The following is a 14,663-nucleotide window of genomic DNA, read 5'->3' as shown; positions in this document are numbered from 1 at the left end:
GGAGCGACCCGAGGAGGGACCTTCGCCTCTGTCCGGTCGAGGAGGGGTGCCGGAGTCTGGCCCTGAGGCCGCACTCCGTGGTCTCGAACCGAGAGGCTCTCCGATGACCGCACCCACCGACCTCGATCAGCGCCCGAGCACTCTGCGCGGCTCAGAACCACTCGCCACCGGCACCCCGGTCTCCAGCAGCCTCGGGCGACGCGTCCTCGCCGTGCTCCGCCTGGCGACCGGCTTCATCTTCCTCTGGGCTTTCCTCGACAAGACGTTCGGCCTCGGCTTCTCGACGCCCGCCGAGCGCGCGTGGGTCGCCGGCGGCACGCCGAGTCAGGGCTTCCTCCTCGGCGACGGCGTCGTCGGGCCGCTGAAGCCGTTCTTCACGGCGATCGCGAGCCCCGCGACCGACGTGCTCTTCCAGCTGGGCATGCTCGGCGTCGGAGTCGCGGTGATGCTCGGCATCGGCCTGCGCGTCAGCGCCGTGGTCGGAAGCTACATGATGATGCTGATGTACCTCGCGGAGTGGCCGTTCGGCGCGAACGCCGCGTCGACGAATCCGCTGGTCGACTACCACATCGTCTACGCGCTGGCCCTGATCGCGGTCGCTGTGCTCTCGGCCGGCGACACCTGGGGCCTCGGGGACCGCTGGAAGAAGCTGCCCCTCGTCCAGCGCCTCCCCTGGCTCGTCTGATGGCCTCGCTCTCGCTCGCACCCCCTGCCTGGGAGACCGCGGCCCACGCCCGGACCGCCGAGGAGGTGCTGACCGAGCTGGGTGCGAGCGAGGGCGGCCTGAGTGCGACCGACGCCGCGCAGCGGCTGACCGAGCACGGCCCGAACGCGCTGCCCGCCCAGCGCCGCCCGAACGCGGTCCTGACGTTCCTGCGGCAGTTCCACGACATCCTGATCTACGTCCTGCTCGCCTCGGCGATCGTCACCTTCGTCGTCGGCGACGGGATCGACGCGATCGTGATCCTCTCGGTGACGGTGATCAACGCGATCGTCGGAGTCGTTCAGGACGGGCGCACGCAACGGGCGCTCGACGGGATCCGGGCGATGCTCTCGCTCTCGGCGAAGGCGAAACGCCAGGGTGCGTGGGTCAACATCGACGCGGCCGACCTCGTCACCGGTGATGTCGTCCGGGTCGAACCGGGCGACAGGATCCCCGCCGACGCCCGACTGCTGGGTGCGAGCACCCTCCGCGTCGACGAGTCCGCCCTCACCGGGGAATCGCTGCCGACCGAGAAGAGCACCGCGCCCGTCCCAGCGGCCAGCGGGATCGGCGACCGCACCGACATGGTCTTCTCGGGCACCCACGTCACGGCGGGCGACGGCACCGCCGTCATCACCGCCACAGGTCTGGACACCGAGATCGGGCGCATCCACGCCCTCGTCACCGGCACGAAGAGCACCACCACCCCCCTGACCCGCCAGCTCGACTCCTTCAGCAGGCGGATCTCGCTGCTGATCATCGCCGTCGCCGGCGTGATGCTGCTCGTCGGCCGGCTCCTGCACGACCGCGAACTCGCCGAGCTTGTCCCGGCGACCATCGGCTTCGCCGTCGCCGCGATCCCCGAGGGGCTCCCCGCGCTCATCACGATCACCCTCGCGCTGGGCGTGCGGCAGATGGCCTCGCACCACGCGATAGTCCGCAAGCTGACGGCCGTGGAGACCCTCGGCTCCGTGACCACGATCTGCACCGACAAGACCGGCACCCTGACCCGCAACGAGATGACGGTACGCACGGTCGTCACCGGCTCCGGCAGCCACCACGTCGCCGGCACGGGCTACGCGCCCGAGGGCGCGATCACGCCCGCGGGCGAGAGCGAGCTGGACGCCCTGATCGAGGCGTTCGCCCTCTGCAACGACGCGCACCTCGTCGACGGCGAGGGCGGCTGGCAGATCGTCGGCGACCCGACCGAGGGGGCGCTGCGCACCCTCGCTCGCAAGGGCGGATTCGACGACGACGGCGCCGAGCGCCTCGCCGTCGTCCCGTTCGCGGCCGAGACGAAGTACATGGCCACCCGGACACGGGTCGCGGAGGGGACGACCCGCATCCTCCTCAAGGGCGCTCCCGGAGTCGTCCTCGAGCACTGCAGTCACGAGCTGCGGGCCGACGGCGGCACCGCACCGCTCGACCGGGCCCGCTGGGCGCGGATCGTCGACGAGCTCGGCGCCCGGGGCCTGCGCGTCCTCGCCGCCGCCCGCTCGCACGCGACCGCCGAGCCGACCACGCTCGGCGAGTCGGAGTTCGACTCCGGCCTGGTGTTCCTCGGGGTCGCCGGGATCCTCGACCCGCCGCGCCCCGAGGCCGTCGCAGCGATCGCACGCATGCACGCCGCGGGCATCCGCGTGAAGATGATCACCGGCGACCACGCCGGCACCGCGCTCGCCATCGCGCGCGAGATGGGGATCGCCGAGGCCGACTCCGCCGTGCTCACCGGGGACGCCGTCGAGGCGATGACCGACGAGCAGCTCGCCGAGGCGGCACCGATCGTCGACGTGTACGCCCGCACGAGCCCCGAGCACAAGCTGCGCATCGTCGCCGCGCTGCAGTCGCGCGGCGAGGTCGTGGCGATGACCGGCGACGGGGTCAACGACGCACCCGCCCTCCGCCGGGCCGACATCGGCGTCGCGATGGGGATCAAGGGGACCGAGACGACGAAGGAGGCGGCCGACATCGTCCTCGCGGACGACGACTTCGCGACCATCGGGCACGCGGTGAAGGAGGGGCGCCGCATCCGCGACAACCTGCAGAAGTCGATCCTCTTCCTGCTGCCGACGACCTCCGCGCAGGCGCTCGTCCTGCTGCTCGCGGTCCTGATCGGGTTCACCCTGCCGCTCCAGGCGACGCAGATCCTCTGGGTCAACCTGATCACCGCGATCACCCTGTCGCTGGCCCTCGCGACCGAGCCGGCCGAGCCCGGGATCATGCGGCGGCCGCCCACGCGACCCGGTCGCGGGATCCTCGACCGCAGCTACGTCGGACGGATCGTCTGGGTGACCGCGCTGATCACCGCGGCGACCATCGGCGTCTTCTTCTTCGAGATCGGCGCCGGGGCGAGCAGCGCCCAGGCGCAGACCACGGCCGTCACGATGCTCACCCTCGGCCAGCTCGCGTTCCTGTTCAGCTGCCGGTTCCTGCGGGCGTCGAGCCTCCGGCTCGCGGTGCTGCGCGGCAACCGGGCGGTCTGGATCTCGGGTGCGACCCTCCTGCTGCTGCAGCTGGTGTTCGTGTACGCGCCGTTCATGCACCCGTGGTTCCATTCGGCGCCGCTGGGCGTGCGCGAGTGGGCGTACACCGCGGTGATCGCCGCGGCGATCCTCCTCTTGACCGAGGCGGGGAAGGCTGTCGAGCGCGGGCTGCTGGCGCGGCGAGCGGTCGGCCCCGCCTGACGGGAGCCGGCCGTTCGGCGTGCAGAACCGAGGGTGAGAGCGAGGATCCCTGCCTCACGGCGGGGATCGGTCGTCTCACCCTCGGTTGCGAACGACTCGTGTCGCTACTCCGCGGTGCGCAGGCTGGTCGGGCTCGGGCGGCGGGCGCGCATGGTGCGCAGGGCCCGGCGTAGCCGGTACACGGGCCAGCGGTAGAACGACCGGCCGGTGATGGACTCGACGTCGATGCGGACGAAGTTGTTCTTGTCGTCGTCGTGGAACGCCTCGAGCTGCTGGATGCCGGCGTTCTCGATGTCGATGTCGGAGTGCAGACGGTGGGCGTCGCCGTGGACGATGACGCTCCAGTGACGGCGGCCCCGGTGCCCGTCGAACTCGAACGCGACCCTCGGGTGCTGGGTGAGATCGATCATCTTGCTGCCCGACCCGCTGCGGAAGAAGAGCGCTCCGTCGTGCACGAGGAAGTTGACGGGCACGATCGCGGCGCTCGGGCCACGCGTGGAGGGGCGGTGATCGATGACGGCGAGGCGGCCGATGTCGGTGGTGCGCGCCAGCCGCCAGCACTCCTCGGTGGTGATCTCGCGGAGGGTCGTGTTGCCAGCGGTGGGCATGAGGTCCTTCTGACGTGATCGGGTGGGGGCCATCAGGCGGCGGCGGGGACGGGGACGACGATCACGGGGCGGAGGCGCCGCGGAGGGTGTCGGGGGCGACGGAGCCGAGGAGCAGTGTGGGCGGTGCTGATGCTGGTGATCATGAGGTCTCCTGACCGTCCGACGTCGCTCGTATCTCGACCGCCGCGACAGCTACGCTGCCCGACCTGGTGATCCGAATCGAGTGCCGAAGGTCCCGACTACCCGCCTCCGTGCGGAAGCGTCCCCTCCGCTGCCGAACGAATCGATGCCCGCGCAGACGAGTGCGACTGCGATGAAGCCGATGACGGACCGCCGGCTTCCCGTCGAGTTGCGGAGGACGTCGGCAGCGCGTTCTCCGGGTGTGGCTCCGTCGGCCTGCGGGGCGAGCGATGGTCGTCGTCAGAAGAGGTCGAACCCGCTGTCGAAGACGCGCGCGTTCTCCGCGTCCAGCCTCGACTCCTCCGCCGTGGCGGCGAGCACGTTCGGGGGTGAGTTCCGGGCGTCTGTCCGGTGATCGAGGTCCTGCCCGGTCTCGCCGTGCTCGGAGCTGTCGGCGGTGCGTCGGGCGGTCCGGACCGACAGCGGGACCCCAGAGCCCACGACGAGGATCACCTGAGACCTGGGCGCAGGGGTCGCCGCGTCATCGAGCGTGACGGTTCCCATCTCGTGGTGCTGCGCCAGAGTCATCGAGTACCGCACCACGGCGGAAGCGGTCGCGTCCTCGAGCTGGAGCGAGCCGCCGGTGTAAGACAGGGTCATCATCAAGTCGTCCTTCGGTCAGGGCCCCACGAACGTCGTTCAGGGCACCGGGGACCGGAATGCGATCCGTCGACCCTACGTCGCGCTCCTGCACGACCTGCCAGCCGAACGGGATACCACCCGGGCTGAGCAGTCGTCCGTGACGGGCGCCCCTCGTCGAGTGCTCCGAGAGGGGATCTTCCGACCCGCGAGCGAACGAGTCGTACGACGGAGGTGACGCTGCCCTCTGCGCGCCGTTCCCAGCACTCAGAGGACTGCCGGGGGGAAGAGCCGCGGACGGAGCAGGTCGAACCCGTCCGCTCGCGGGAGCATCCACGTGGGCAGGCGTCGGCGCCTGGCGTCAGCGACCGCTGCCTCCGCCGAGCGGAGAAGCTCCGCAGCCTCCGCGACGACGTGCGCAGCATGGCCGGGATGGACGTCACCCGGTGGCGAGAGAGCGGCGATCAGATCGCGAAGCACTCGGATGACGTCCTGCTGACTCTGATCCTGGGGGGACATGACGGCTCGACTCGATAGGAGGAGGCCCTCTCGGCCAGCGGTGACAGTCGATCTTGAACGAGAAGGTTCGTGCACCTCCGCGAAGCGGCCGGCGGCAGCCACGGTACGCGCACGCCTCACCTCATGGGGATTCAGCAGCGAACTCCATCCGGACCAGGGAATCAGCGTGTGGTCGCTGCGCTCTCCCCCTGCTGCCCGTCGGACCTTCACGATGCCCGAGACGGCACGACGTCGTCGGAGCAGAGGCTAGTCTCAGAGCCCCATCCGAACCCTTCGCATGGCGAACAGCACCCTTCTCGGGTGCAGGCATCGGCGGGACGCCCCATGGGCAAGCTGCACTACAACTCCGGCACAGGTGCCGAGTTCAACGACCGTCTGCTCGCGCACCTTCAGCTGGTGATCGGCACCAAGCTCAGCAAGGGCGAGTCCTTCTACCTCTCGTGGAAGAACGGGATCGAGGTGGGAAGCGGACGATGCTCCATCTGGCTGCACCCCGCGATTCCCCTGGAGTTCGCCTTCGCGGGCAACCGGTCGCCCAGTATCAACCCCGCTTGGATCCATCAGCTCGTGCAGGATTCCTACACCGTCAACGGGCTCCGTATCAGCCCGGAACCCGAGAACCGCACCGCCGGGCTCGCGACCGCACCGGCACCGACGACACCCCTCCGCTAGCCGCGCCCACCCTGACGACCGCTGCGGGACCGCAGCACCTCTTCGGCGCGTCGGATCAGCTCGATGCCGAACCCGATGTCGTCGTCGTCGTGCGCGCGCGCGACGTCTCGACCTCTCACCGGGTCAGGACCCGGTCGATCGGAAGCAGGGGAAGAAGTTCCCTGCGAACGCGCCGCGCGTGCGTCGGTCACACGACGCCGGAGGTCCCCAGCAGCGATCCGATGGCGAAGGTCGCCGCGAGAGCGAGCGCGCCGCCGACAACCACCCGCACCGTGGGACGCAGCGGCGGGCTGCTGCCGATGCGGGCGCTGACGTACCCCGTGAGCGCGAGGGCGACAAGCACGACGGCGAAGGTGACGGGGACGCGCCACTCGGCAGGCGGCAGCAGGATCGCCAGGAGCGGGAGCAGTGCGCCGATCGTGAAGGCGAGTGCTGACGCGCCGGCTGCTTGGAGCGGGCTGGCGACGGTCTCCTCGGAGAGCCCGAGCTCGGTCTCGAGATGCGCAGCGAGACCATCGTGCTCGGTCAGCTCCGACGCGACCTGTCGTGCCGTCGTCGCGCTGAGGCCCTCGGCTTCGTAGAGCCCGGCGAGTTCCTCCAGTTCTGCGACAGGATCCTCCGCGAGCTCGCGGCGCTCCATCGCGATCAGGGCGCGCTGGCTGTCGCTCTGGCTGCTCACGGAGACGTACTCTCCGAGGCCCATGGAGATCGCGCCACCGACGAGTCCGGCGACTCCGGCCGTTAGAAGAACAGGGGTCTGCGTGGTCGCTCCGGCGACTCCGACGACGAGCGATGCGACAGACACGATGCCGTCGTTCGCGCCGAGAACGCCGGCGCGCAGCCGGTTCAGCCGCGCCTGGATCGCGCCGCCGTGAGGTTCGTCGCGATGCGCGCCGGGAGTCGGATCCGTGGTCGAGGTCATCCTGGATCCTCTCGACGAGTTCAGACCGCTGACGAGACGGCGGGGTCGGGGACGACGATCACGGGACGGGAGGCGCCGCGGAGAATGTCGTGGGCGACGGAGCCGAGCAGCAGGCGCCGGAGGCCGTGGCGCGAGGTGGCGCCGACGACGATCTCGAGGGCGTCCTTCCCGAGGCGGGTGAGGACGGCCGCGGGGTCGCCGGTCTCGGAGCTGCTGCGCACCGTGAGCTCGGGGAACCGCTCACGAGCGGCCGCGACTTCGAGAGCGAGCATGTCGAGGCTGGCGGTGCGGAGCAGGTCGTAGAAGCCCTGGTCCGGCACGAAGCCGGGGACCCACGCCTGCAGCGGTGTCCAGACGTTCACCACAGTGAGCGGCTCGTCGAGCTCCGCTGCGTCGCGGGCGGCGAAGAGGACAGCGGCGTGCGCGGCCGGCGACCCGTCGATGCCGACGAGGACGCCGCCGTGATGACCGGACTCGGGGAGCGGGACGACTGCGACAGGGGCAGTGGAGCGGGCGGCGAGATCCACGGCGGGCGAGTGCCGGGTGCTCGTCTCGGATCCGTCGCGGTGGTCGTGGGTGCCGACGACGATCATCCGGGCACCGCGGGCGTCCTCGGTCAGCACGTCGACCGGGCGGCCGCGTCGGAGGGCGGTGGTGACGGCGATGTCGGGCGCCTTCGACGCGGAGCCGAACGCGTCGCGGGCGAGGACGACCTCGCCGTGCGCGGCCTGGATCGTGGCCGCGCCGGGGTGGCCGGCGGCGGCGTCCGTGTCGGACACGAACACGGCGAGGACGGGGGTGCCGGAGAGCTTCGCGCGGTGCAGCGCCCAGTCGAGGGCGGCGCGGCTGTGGGAGGAGTCGGAGAGCCCGACGACGATGGGCGCGTTCATGACGCTCGATTCCGCCCCGGTGCCGCGCGGTGCGGCGATGGAGCTCCGCGACCGAGTCTGCGCGGGCGGTGGTGCCGGAGGTAGAGGCGAACGTCCCGGGACCTTCGGCCCTGGGACCGCTCCGGCGGGATGCCTAGCGTCGGAGGCAGGAGCGGCGGCACGAGCGCATCCGCACGATCGTGAGCCGTCTCCGCGATGCCCGATCGCGGGCGGAGAAGAACCCGACCGCCATGACTTCCGAAGCCCCCGCACGCACCGACCAGATGATCCAGATCGCCGTCCAGGATGAGCTGAACTGGACCTCCGGTGTCCACGCCGCGCAGATCGGCGTCGCCGTGGAGCACGGAGCCGTGACTCTCTCCGGCGAGGTCAGGACCTACGTCGAACGGCTCTCCGCCTGCCGCGCCGCGTTGCGCGTGCACGGCGTCCGCACCCTGGTGGACGAGCTGGCGGTGCGCTCCGAGCGGTCCCTCACGATCAACGAGACCGACTTCACCGAGAGCGTCCAGGGCGCTCTGACGAGTGAGGTGTTCGTCCCCGAGACGGTGAAGGCCGAGATCCACGGCCGCTCCGTGGTCCTGATGGGTGAGGTGCACTGGGACTACGAACGCGAGAGCGCACGCAAGGCCGTCGCCCGGGTGAACGGCGTCGAGGACGTCACCTCGGTGATCACGCTGCGCGCACGGCCGTCCGCGACCGACGCCCTGCAGCGCTTCAGCGAGGCTCTCGTGCGCGACGCGACGGTCGACGCCGGGCGGATCGAAGCCCGTCTCGACGGCACCCGCCTCACCCTCAGCGGGACCGTGAGCAGCTGGCCCGAGCGCCGCGCCGCCGAGCGCGCGGCCTGGTCCTCCCCCAGCATCACCCACCTCCAGAACGACCTCGTCGTCACCTCCTACTGAGCCCGCCTCCACCCCCACGAACCGAATCGAGAACCCCATGAGAGCCGCACGCTTCCACGGCCCGCACGACATCCGCATCGACGACATCGCCGAGCCCGCTCTGCGCCCCGGAGCGGTCGCCATCGACGTCGCCTGGTGCGGCATCTGCGGCACCGACCTGCACGAGTACCTCGAGGGCCCGATCTTCATCCCGCCCGCCGGGCACCCCCACCCGCTGACGCACGAGCAGGTGCCGGTCACGATGGGACACGAGTTCAGCGGCACCGTCACCGCCCTGGGCGACGGGGTCACCGACCTCGAGATCGGCGCGAACGTCGTCGTCGAGCCCTACTTCGTCTGCGGGCACTGCGCTCCGTGTCTCGCCGGGCACTACAAGCTCTGCACCAGCATGGGCTTCATCGGACTCGCAGGAGGCGGGGGTGGGCTCAGCGAGAAGGTCGTCGTCGACCGGCGCTGGGTGCATCCGATCGGGGACATTCCGCTCGACCAGGCCGCCCTGATCGAGCCGCTCGCGGTCGGGCACCACGCCTTCACCCGCAGTGGCGCCCAGCGCGGCGACACGGCGCTCATCGGAGGGGCGGGGCCCATCGGGCTCCTGCTCGCCGCGGTGCTCACCGCCGAGGGCGTCCGGGTGATCATCTCCGAGCCCGGCGCCGCCCGGCAGGAGAAGGCGCGCGAGACCGGAGTCGCCGACGTCGTCATCGACCCGATGACCGAGGACCTCCTGGCCCGCGTCCACGAGCTCACCGACGGGAACGGCGTGGACGTCGCCTTCGAGTGCTCGAGCATCAACGCCGTCCTCGACCAGCTCATCGACGCCGTCAAGCCCGCCGGAGTGGTCGTCAACGTCTCGATCTGGGGCACCCGGGCGAGCATCGACATGCAGAAGCTGGTGCTGAAGGAGATCGACCTCCGCGGCACGATCGCCTACGTCGACGACCACCCGGCGACGATCGCCCTCGTCCAGTCGGGCAAGGTCGACCTGGAGCCCTTCATCACCGCCCGCATCCCGCTGGACCGCCTGATCGACGGAGGCTTCGACACCCTCATCGAGCACAAGGAGACCGCGGTGAAGATCCTCGTGCGGCCGCAGATCGGCGACGCGCCCTGACGGCGGCGTCACTCTCCCGAGGGACGGGACCGATCCGTCGCGGACGGCGTGTGCATCCGCCTCAGGACGAACTGTCCGTCGCGGATCGATCGCGGCGGGGACGCTCGGATCAGCTGGACGCGGGCGGGCGCAGCTCCGTCTGCAGCACCGCCGCCTGGGTGCGCCGCTCGAGGCCGAGCTTGCTCAGGACGCTCGAGACGTAGTTCTTGATGGTCTTCTCGGCGAGGGAGAGCTCGACTCCGATCTGCCGGTTGGTCAGGCCGTCGGCGATCAGCGCGAGGATCTGCCGCTCGCGCTCGCTGAGGCCCGCGAGGCGCGGGTCGACGGCGTGCTCTCCGCGCAGGCGTGCCGTGACGGCGGCGACGACCGCCGGTTCGAGGAGGATGTCGCCTGCGGCGGCGGAACGGACGGCATCGATGAGGCCCTTGCCGCGGATGTCCTTCAGCACGTAGCCGGAGGCGCCGGCGATGACGGCGGCGTAGAGCGCCTTGTCGTCGTCGTACGCGGTGAGGATCAGGCAGCGGATGCGCGGGTCGCGCGAGCGCACGTCGCGGCACACGTCGATCCCGCTGCCGTCGGGCAGCCGGACGTCGAGCACGGCGACATCGGGCCGCAGCGTGAGGATCTCGCGGAGCCCCGACGCGGCGGTACCGGTCTGGCCGACGATCTCGAGGTCGGGCTCGGAGCCGAGGAGCTCCGCCAGACCGCGGCGGACGATCTCGTGGTCGTCGAGGAGGAAGACGCGGGTCACGGGGTCTCCGATGCGGACTGAGGGGGGAAGGGGACACTCCAGCGCACGCGGGTGTCACCGGGGACGCTCGTGATCGTGAAGGTGCCTCCGCGCGCCTCCGCTCGCTGCTGGAGGTTGGCGAGGCCGCTGCGCCGACCGGTGCCGCCGGTGAACCCGCGACCGTCGTCGCTGATCTCGAGGACGATCACGCCGTCGGCGGCGGTGAGGTGCAGCGTGACGATGTTGGCCTCGGCGTGCCGCGCGATGTTGGTGAGCGCCTCGCGGGCGACGGCGACCACGTCGTCCGCGAGCTCGTCCACGACGAGCAGGTCGACCGCGCCCGCGAAGCTGATGTTCGGGGTGCGCACGAGGACGGAGGAGAGCTCGTTGGCCAGGTCGAGGATCCGGTGCCGGACCGTCGAGGTGTCGTCGCTGCTCGCGTTCAGGGCGAAGATGACGGTGCGGATGTGGGAGATGCTCTCGTCGAGGCTCTCGACGGCGCGCTCGATCCTCGACGCCGCGCGTCCCGGCGGCAGCGCTCCGGCGGCCTGGTGCAGGTCGAGTCCGGTGGCGAAGAGCTCTTGGATGACGTGGTCGTGCAGGTCGCGCGCGATGCGACCGCGGTCCTCGAGGAGCGCCATCCGCTGCTGATCGGCACGCGCCGACGAGAGCTCCATCGCGACGCTGATGTACGAGGCGAAGTCGGACACCATCTCGACGTCGGCCGCCGTGAAGACCGGCCTGCCCGTGCGCCGGGTGACGACGAGCACGCCGAGCGATCGGGAGGCGGCGATCAGGGGCACGGCGAGCACGGGACCGCCGGAGGTCGGCATCCCTCCGCTCGTGAACGTCGACAGGTGGTCGAGCACGCGCGGCTGTCCGCCCGTGAAGACGCTGCCCGAGACGGAGGAGCGTGCCGGGATCAGCCGGCCCTGGAACGCCTCGGCCCCGTCGCCGCGGGCGACGCCGACGCGCAGCTGCTCGGGATCCTCGGTCGGGAAGACGACGCCGACGAGATCGGCGTCGGCGAGGTCGAGGATGCGGGCGGCGACCAGGCCGATGACGTCGTCACCGTCCGAGGCGAGGACCGCCGCGGTCATCTCGGCGGCGGCCTGCGCCCAGCGCTGCCGCATCCGGGTCTCGGCGAAGAGGCGGGCGTTGTCGATCGCGACTCCGGCCGTCGCGGCGAGCGCGATGACGAGGTGCTCGTCGTTCGAGGTGAATGCGCCGGCGCGGGCGTCGGTGAGGTAGAGGTTGCCGAACACCTGGTCACGCACGCGGATCGGCACCCCGAGGAAGGACCGCATCGGGGGGTGCGCCGCCGGGAATCCGTGAGCGCGGGCGTCGGCGCCGAGATCGGCGACCCGGATCGGGTGCGGATCGCTGATGACCGCGCCGAGGAGGCCGTGGCCCTCGGGCAGATGCCCGATCGCCTCCACCCGCTCGGGATCCATGCCGACGTGGATGAACTCGTCCAGGGATCCGTCACTCCCGATGACGCCGATCGCTCCGTAGCGGGCGTCGACGAGCTCGACGGCGGCGTCGACGATGCGGCGCAGGACCGCGGGGAGATCGATGTCCTCGACGACAGCGCGGTTGGCGCGGAGGAGGGCGCGGAGTCGGCCGGAGGTCCCGTCGGCCCACGGGATCCCGTCCTGTCCGGGGAGGGACGAGGGGTCGAGATGGGGCATGACTGCTCCGCTCCGCCTTCGGTCGGCTGACCTGACTCCTCCCCACCCTCCTCGCATCAGGCGCGATCCACTAATGGAAGTGGCACATCGACGGCTGACCGACATCTGGGCGGGACGTTCGGCACTGGGCAGAGCCGCGCGCTCCGTCCAGGCTCGAGGCAGGAGGTGACGCGATGTCACAGACGGTTCTCGTCGGGGTCGACGGGTCTGGGCCGAGCGATGCGGCGACGCACTGGGCGATCGAGCGCGCCGCGCGTCTCGGCCTGCGGATGGAGCTCCTGCACGTGTCGAAGAGTGGCGATGCGTCCCGCGGCGCCTTCCTCCTCGACCGTGCGGTGATGACCGCCCGATCCCACCCCGGCGTCGCGGCGGTGCGCGGGCTCGGGGTCGACGGTGACGCGATGGAGGAGCTGATCACCGCCTCCGCCGGCGCCGCGATCGTCGTCGTCGGCAGCCACAAGACCGGATTCCTCCGCGGGCGCGTGTTCGGGTCGCAGAGCCTGCGCCTCGTCGCCGGTGCGCTCTGCCCGGTCGCCATCATCCCGGAGTCGTCGGGCCGGGCGCGGCACGGCGTGACGGTCGGGGTCGGCGCAGCGCCCTCGAGCGACCGGGCGGTCCGGTTCGCCGCGGCGGAGGCCGAGGCGCTCGATGAGGAGTTGATCCTCGTGCACGGGGACGAGAGCGCGGCGGTGTCCGGCCTCGATGTCGACGCGGCGAATCGCTCGGACCTCCTCCTCTCCGCCGCTCGGGATCTCGCGATCGCGACGGCACCGGGCCTGAGCGTCCGCCTGCGCTCGGTGCGGCTGCCGGCCGCCGTAGCGCTCGCCGACGCCTCCCCCACGAGTGCTCTCGTGGTCCTCGCCGCGTCGAGCGGGCAGGGCGCCGACGGGGCGGTCGGACGGACGACGCACGACGTTCTGATGAACCTCGCCGGGCCGACTGTCGTCGTCCCCGCCTAGGGCCGCGACGGTCGGCGGTCGGGACCTCGTTCCGGGTGCGGGCGCCCGGGCATCACCGGCGATCAGTCACGGGGCCCCGAGGCTCCTCCACAGGCGCTGATCGCGGGCGGGTCGTCCGGTTCCGGCCGTGAGGGCGGTTCCGTGTCGGAGGTCCCTGGTTCAATACTCGTATGAATGACGAAGACAAGAGCTCGCCGGAGGTGGCGGAGCGGCTCGGTGCGATCGAGTCGCTCACCGAGCTCGCAGCACGTGCGGGGTTCACGTCCGCGCAGATGCTGTACGCGCGGGCGGCGGCGCTGCACCTCGCCTACGGTGTGGCGTCGGAGATCCCGGAGGCGTTCGCCCGGGGCGGCTGCCTGTCGCGCAACGAGTCGCACGAGCTGTTCGAGCGGTCGATCCGCGCCGAGCTAGCGGTCGGCCAGGGGATGACGGAGCGCGCCGTGACGCGCACCCTCGAGCTCGCGCAGCTGCTGTTCGAGGACCTGCCCCGCACGCGGGCGGCGCTCGCCGAGGGCCGGCTGCTGTGGGAGGCGGTCGAGGTGATCTGCGACGCCGCGGCCTCTCTTCCGGCCGCATCCCGCGGCGCGCTGGACGAGCGTGCGGTCGAGATGGCGCTCACGAGGACTCCGACCCAGCTGCGCCGCGCGGTGGCGCGGATGAGGGACGCCCTTCACGACGAGCCTCTCGCCGTGCGGCACGTCCGCGCCCGGCAGGATCGAGCGGTGTGGGTAAGCCCGGAGATCGACGGGATGGCGACGCTCTGCGCACTGCTGCCCGCGCCTGAAGCGATGGGCGCGTACAACCGCCTCGACCGGATCGCCCGGTCGCTCCGCGACGGCGAGAGCTCGGGCGATGACCGCACGCTCGCCCAGCTGCGCGCCGACGCGCTCGCCGACCTGCTCTGCGACGGCGACATCGCCGGCACCACCCCGAACGCCGACGGGCCGACGGCCTCGCCGACGTTCGTACCGGGCGTGCGGGCCGAGGTGCGGCTCACGCTCGCCGCGAGCACCGCCTCCGGAGCCGATGACGCCCCGGCCGACCTCGACGGGTACGGCCTCGTTCCCGCAGGCATCGCCCGAGAGCTGGTCGGCGTCGGCGCCTCCTTCACCCGGATCCTGACCGACCCGGACACCGGCACCGTGGCCTCCGTGGGACGGACGCACCGCGTCCCACCGCCGCGGATGCGCCTCCACCTGCAGCTGCGGGACCGGACCTGCCGGTTCCCCGGCTGCACTCGGCCCGCCTCCACCAGCGAGGCCGACCCCACGGTCGAGTGGCGGAACGGGGGCGAGACAGCCCTCGACAACCTGGCTTCCCTCTGCATGGCCCACCATCACGTCCGCCACGGCGACCGCTGGACCTACCGCCTCCATCCCGACGGCACCGCGGAGTGGACCACGCCGACGGGCCGCCGGGTCACCACTCGACCCGCCGTCGTCCTCCCGGGCCCACCGGATCCTCCCCCGCGACCCCGCTTCGTCGACGCACCGCCACCGTTCTGACACTCGAG

The 14,663-nt window shown here is 71.6% G+C and carries 13 protein-coding genes; 7 read left to right on the top strand and 6 right to left on the bottom strand.

The features are described from left to right. Positions 1 to 103 precede the first annotated feature (103 nt). Both GRS96_RS10215 and GRS96_RS10210 read left to right on the top strand, forming a co-directional pair. On the top strand, positions 104 to 685 hold the full coding sequence (locus tag GRS96_RS10215) for a DoxX family protein (protein WP_235022019.1): 582 nt from the start codon (positions 104 to 106) through the stop codon (positions 683 to 685). Continuing rightward, entirely contained in the window at positions 685 to 3,387 is a 2,703-nt protein-coding gene (locus GRS96_RS10210) for a cation-translocating P-type ATPase (RefSeq protein WP_159857102.1), read from the top strand. The genes GRS96_RS10215 and GRS96_RS10210 overlap by 1 nt, the downstream gene beginning before the upstream one ends. A gap of 104 nt (positions 3,388 to 3,491) precedes the next feature. Here GRS96_RS10210 and GRS96_RS10205 read toward each other — a convergent pair whose 3' ends face one another. Both GRS96_RS10205 and GRS96_RS10200 read right to left on the bottom strand, forming a co-directional pair. Continuing rightward, the gene (locus tag GRS96_RS10205) at positions 3,492 to 3,995 is read right to left on the bottom strand and encodes a pyridoxamine 5'-phosphate oxidase family protein (protein ID WP_159857100.1); all 504 of its coding nucleotides are present in this window, start codon (positions 3,993 to 3,995) and stop codon (positions 3,492 to 3,494) included. 420 nt (positions 3,996 to 4,415) lie between these two features. After that, complete coding sequence (locus GRS96_RS10200; protein WP_159857098.1) at positions 4,416 to 4,778, bottom strand: hypothetical protein; 363 nt, start codon at positions 4,776 to 4,778, stop codon at positions 4,416 to 4,418. 795 nt (positions 4,779 to 5,573) lie between these two features. Here GRS96_RS10200 and GRS96_RS10195 point away from each other — a divergent pair. Further along, on the top strand, positions 5,574 to 5,945 hold the full coding sequence (locus tag GRS96_RS10195) for a DUF7882 family protein (RefSeq protein WP_236553610.1): 372 nt from the start codon (positions 5,574 to 5,576) through the stop codon (positions 5,943 to 5,945). A 187-nt stretch (positions 5,946 to 6,132) separates the two neighbouring features. Here GRS96_RS10195 and GRS96_RS10190 read toward each other — a convergent pair whose 3' ends face one another. Continuing rightward, positions 6,133 to 6,867 carry a VIT1/CCC1 transporter family protein gene (locus GRS96_RS10190; protein WP_159988421.1) on the bottom strand — a complete coding sequence of 245 codons (735 nt, stop codon included), beginning with the start codon at positions 6,865 to 6,867 and terminating at the stop codon, positions 6,133 to 6,135. A gap of 20 nt (positions 6,868 to 6,887) precedes the next feature. Beyond that, positions 6,888 to 7,757 carry a universal stress protein gene (locus GRS96_RS10185; protein WP_159988420.1) on the bottom strand — a complete coding sequence of 290 codons (870 nt, stop codon included), beginning with the start codon at positions 7,755 to 7,757 and terminating at the stop codon, positions 6,888 to 6,890. A gap of 230 nt (positions 7,758 to 7,987) precedes the next feature. Between GRS96_RS10185 and GRS96_RS10180 the strand changes: the two genes are divergently transcribed. Together GRS96_RS10180 and GRS96_RS10175 are read left to right on the top strand one after the other, a co-directional pair. Further along, a complete protein-coding gene (locus tag GRS96_RS10180; protein ID WP_159988419.1) occupies positions 7,988 to 8,659 on the top strand; it encodes a BON domain-containing protein in 672 nt (223 codons plus the stop codon). A gap of 37 nt (positions 8,660 to 8,696) precedes the next feature. Then, the gene (locus GRS96_RS10175; RefSeq protein WP_159988418.1) at positions 8,697 to 9,770 is read left to right on the top strand and encodes a 2,3-butanediol dehydrogenase; all 1,074 of its coding nucleotides are present in this window, start codon (positions 8,697 to 8,699) and stop codon (positions 9,768 to 9,770) included. Between the two features lie 109 nt (positions 9,771 to 9,879). Here the strand turns inward: GRS96_RS10175 and GRS96_RS10170 are convergent, their stop codons facing one another. After that, the gene (locus tag GRS96_RS10170; RefSeq protein WP_159988417.1) at positions 9,880 to 10,521 is read right to left on the bottom strand and encodes a response regulator; all 642 of its coding nucleotides are present in this window, start codon (positions 10,519 to 10,521) and stop codon (positions 9,880 to 9,882) included. After that, entirely contained in the window at positions 10,518 to 12,191 is a 1,674-nt protein-coding gene (locus tag GRS96_RS10165; protein WP_159988416.1) for a sensor histidine kinase, read from the bottom strand. The genes GRS96_RS10170 and GRS96_RS10165 overlap by 4 nt, the downstream gene beginning before the upstream one ends. A 173-nt stretch (positions 12,192 to 12,364) precedes the next feature. Between GRS96_RS10165 and GRS96_RS10160 the strand changes: the two genes are divergently transcribed. After that, the gene (locus GRS96_RS10160; RefSeq protein WP_159988415.1) at positions 12,365 to 13,150 is read left to right on the top strand and encodes a universal stress protein; all 786 of its coding nucleotides are present in this window, start codon (positions 12,365 to 12,367) and stop codon (positions 13,148 to 13,150) included. A 170-nt stretch (positions 13,151 to 13,320) separates the two neighbouring features. Further along, the gene (locus tag GRS96_RS10155) at positions 13,321 to 14,655 is read left to right on the top strand and encodes an HNH endonuclease signature motif containing protein (RefSeq protein ID WP_159857085.1); all 1,335 of its coding nucleotides are present in this window, start codon (positions 13,321 to 13,323) and stop codon (positions 14,653 to 14,655) included. Positions 14,656 to 14,663: the final 8 nt, after the last annotated feature.

It is taken from the genome of Rathayibacter sp. VKM Ac-2803, assembly GCF_009807175.1.
In the GTDB taxonomy this organism is placed as follows: Bacteria; Actinomycetota; Actinomycetes; order Actinomycetales; family Microbacteriaceae; genus Rathayibacter.
Note: the sequence above shows the minus strand (reverse complement) of the source record. Positions and strands in the feature narration are given on the sequence as shown.